Genomic DNA, 2752 nt, shown 5'->3' with positions numbered 1-2752 from the left:
CCTATCTGCCGTGGGCGTTGGATGTTTGAGAAGAGCTGCTCCTAGTACGAGAGGACCGGAGTGGACGACCCTCTGGTGTTCCGGTTGTCACGCCAGTGGCATTGCCGGGTAGCTATGGTCGGACGGGATAACCGCTGAAAGCATCTAAGCGGGAAGCCCCCTTCAAGATGAGACATCCCTGAGACCTCGAGTCTCCTAAAGGGCCCAGCGAGACCAGCTGGTGGATAGGCACGGTGTGGAAGCGCTGCAAGGCGTTGAGCTAACGTGTACTAATGGCCCGTGAGGCTTGACCCTATAACACCCAAGGGGTCTGGTCGCAGTGATAACGAAAACCGGATACGCAGCAGCAAGCCAAGGCGCTTGCTGACAAGAGACGATCACAAAACACGTCAATGACGCCCAGCATGATATGCATTACCCGTTACGCCTGACGACCATAGCGAGCGTGAACCACCTGATCCCATGCCGAACTCAGCAGTGAAACCGCTTAGCGCCGATGGTAGTGTGGGGTCTCCCCATGCGAGAGTAGGTCATCGTCAGGCACTTATACCGCAAAAAACCCAGCCAAACGGCTGGGTTTTTTGTTGCGCCGAAGAAAATTGCCGAAAAGATCAAGTGAATAAAAACCCAGCCATATGGCTGGGTTTTTGCATTTAAGCACTCAGAGAACTGGATAATCCATTAACCGGAGAGTGACTCTAGGGCTTCAATGAAGCTATCCATCTCATCGTCGGTGCCGATGGAAATACGCAGGAAGTTGTTGAGTAGGTTGGTATTGAAGTGGCGTACCAAAATGCCTCGCTCCCGAAGGCCCGCAAACAGCTGCGCACCGGCAAAGTCAGGGTGCTGAGCCAGCAGGAAATTGGCTTTTGAGGGCAGTACCTCAAAGCCCAGCCCTTCCAGCCGTTGGCGGGTTCGCTCACGGGTAGTAATGACGTTGTCCCGGCAGGCGTTGAAGTGCTGGGTATCTTTCAGTGCCTCAATACCGACCACACTGGCTAGGCTATCGACCGGATAGGAGTTAAACGAATCTTTTACCCGCTGTAAGCCTTCGATTAGCTCAGGGGAGCCAATCGCGTAGCCTAGACGTAAGCCCGCCAGACTGCGTGACTTGGAAAAGGTACCGGTGACCAGCAGGTTCGGATAACGCTCGACCAGTGCCACCGTGCTCTCTGCGCCAAAATCGACGTAGGCTTCATCGATCAACACCACGCGATCCGCCACACGTTTCAGCAGTGCTTCGATGCTCTCAAGGGAGTGAGCGTGGCCAGTAGGCGCATTGGGGTTGGCAAAAATCACCCCGCTACGTTCGGAATCGTTGGCAAGCGCATCCAGGTCGACTTCCCATTGATTGTTAAGCGGATGCTTGCGCAGTTCCACGCCATACAGGTTGGCATACACCGGGTAGAAGCTGTAAGTAATCGACGGTACATCCAGCGGTGCCCCATGGCAGAAGAACGCCTGGAACGCGAACGCCAGCACTTCGTCAGAACCATTGCCAACAAAGGTTTCTGCTACGCTTACACCATACGTGTCTGCCAAGGTTTCACGCAGGGCCAAGGACGTCGGATCAGGATAGAGACGCAAATGATCAACTGCATAGTTGCGTAGTGCCTCGCTGACACCAGGGGCAGGTGGGTACGGGTTCTCGTTTGTATTGAGTTTGATAACGCGTTCACGGGGCTGCTCGCCTGGCACGTAAGGGGTAAGCTCCCTAACGGCTGGGCTCCAATATTGGCTCATAAGGGTAACCTGATTATCCTAGCGGTAATGGCACCATGGTCGCCTGATGGCCGCTAGAGCGCAAGCATTCCCATGCAGGCTAGGTGAGAACTTACTTCTACGTCAGAGGGGGTGGGCGTCGCACCTTGTAGCGGTTATGCTGTCATAAGCGCGCGAAAGAAATGTATGTCCAACACGATAAGGAGACACCCAATGCAATTCAGGAGTTTGCTAGCCGGTTCGGCTATGTTGGCACTGTTGGCGGGCTGCGCAGCTGGCCCAACGGATCAGCGCGAAGATGCAGGCATGACCGCATCACAGGCTAACTACCAAGGCACTCTGCCTTGCCGTAACTGTGACGGCATTGACCTGGATGTAACGTTGGTGGGAGAAGAGATGAGCGCCCCGGAAGAGCGGACGTTCACGCTGGATGCGACTTACCGTAATCACCCCCAGACTCCGCCGGATGAAAACTATGCCGGTAACTGGGAAGTGCTGACCGGTACGCCCTCTGACCCCGATGCCACGGTATATGAGCTAACGCCGAACGGCGACGGCCAAATCTACTACTTCCAGCGTATTGATGAACGTACCCTGGAGCTAATCGACCCTGAGCGCCGCCGTTTCGAAAATGGCGAGATGCTGCAGTTACAGCGTCAGTAATCCAATACACGACGCTCAAAGGCGGCCACTGGCCGCCTTTTGCGTGTGCGCCAGGCATGGCGCGCAGCGCCTGACTGGCGCTGTTTCCAAGGGTGGTGCCTTGGAATGACTTGGGGGTGAAAGTCCCCTGCACGCCCGGCAAGGGGAAGTGCTAGCCGACGGCAAGGGTGTCTCCCGCGAGGGAGAATCTGAAGGCAGCCCGAGGCAAAACGCTGGCCTGACGAACAGGAAGCGGATACGAGGCGTCATGGCGGGGTGAGGTGGCACGCATCACCAAAGCCCGATACTTGCACGGAACGCCATGACGTAAATCCGACAGGCATAAGCGGGAAGGTCGCGCGTCTTACCCTGGGAGGTCTGGTGGTCC

The 2752-nt window shown here is 56.1% G+C and carries 2 protein-coding genes and 2 rRNA genes; 3 read left to right on the top strand and 1 reads right to left on the bottom strand.

Annotated elements, in window-relative coordinates; translation table 11 throughout:
* Both A3220_RS16150 and rrf read left to right on the top strand, forming a co-directional pair.
* Window positions 1-294, top strand: a 23S ribosomal RNA gene (locus tag A3220_RS16150); the annotation flags it as partial.
* 132 nt (window positions 295-426) lie between these two features.
* Window positions 427-542, top strand: a 5S ribosomal RNA gene (rrf, locus tag A3220_RS16145).
* A 139-nt stretch (window positions 543-681) separates the two neighbouring features.
* Here the strand turns inward: rrf and hisC are convergent.
* A complete protein-coding gene (gene hisC / locus A3220_RS16140) occupies window positions 682-1743 on the bottom strand; it encodes a histidinol-phosphate transaminase (RefSeq protein ID WP_082051480.1) in 1062 nt (353 codons plus the stop codon).
* A gap of 192 nt (window positions 1744-1935) precedes the next feature.
* On the opposite strand from hisC, the gene A3220_RS16135 reads away from it, so the two are divergent.
* Window positions 1936-2385: a copper resistance protein NlpE N-terminal domain-containing protein gene (locus A3220_RS16135; protein WP_044630451.1), complete on the top strand. Its 450-nt coding sequence runs from the start codon at window positions 1936-1938 to the stop codon at window positions 2383-2385.
* The last annotated feature ends 367 nt before the right edge of the window (window positions 2386-2752 follow it).

The organism is Halomonas sp. KX33721, assembly GCF_001596805.1.
Taxonomy (GTDB): domain Bacteria; phylum Pseudomonadota; class Gammaproteobacteria; order Pseudomonadales; family Halomonadaceae; genus Vreelandella; species Vreelandella aquamarina.
Note: the sequence above shows the minus strand (reverse complement) of the source record. Positions and strands in the feature narration are given on the sequence as shown.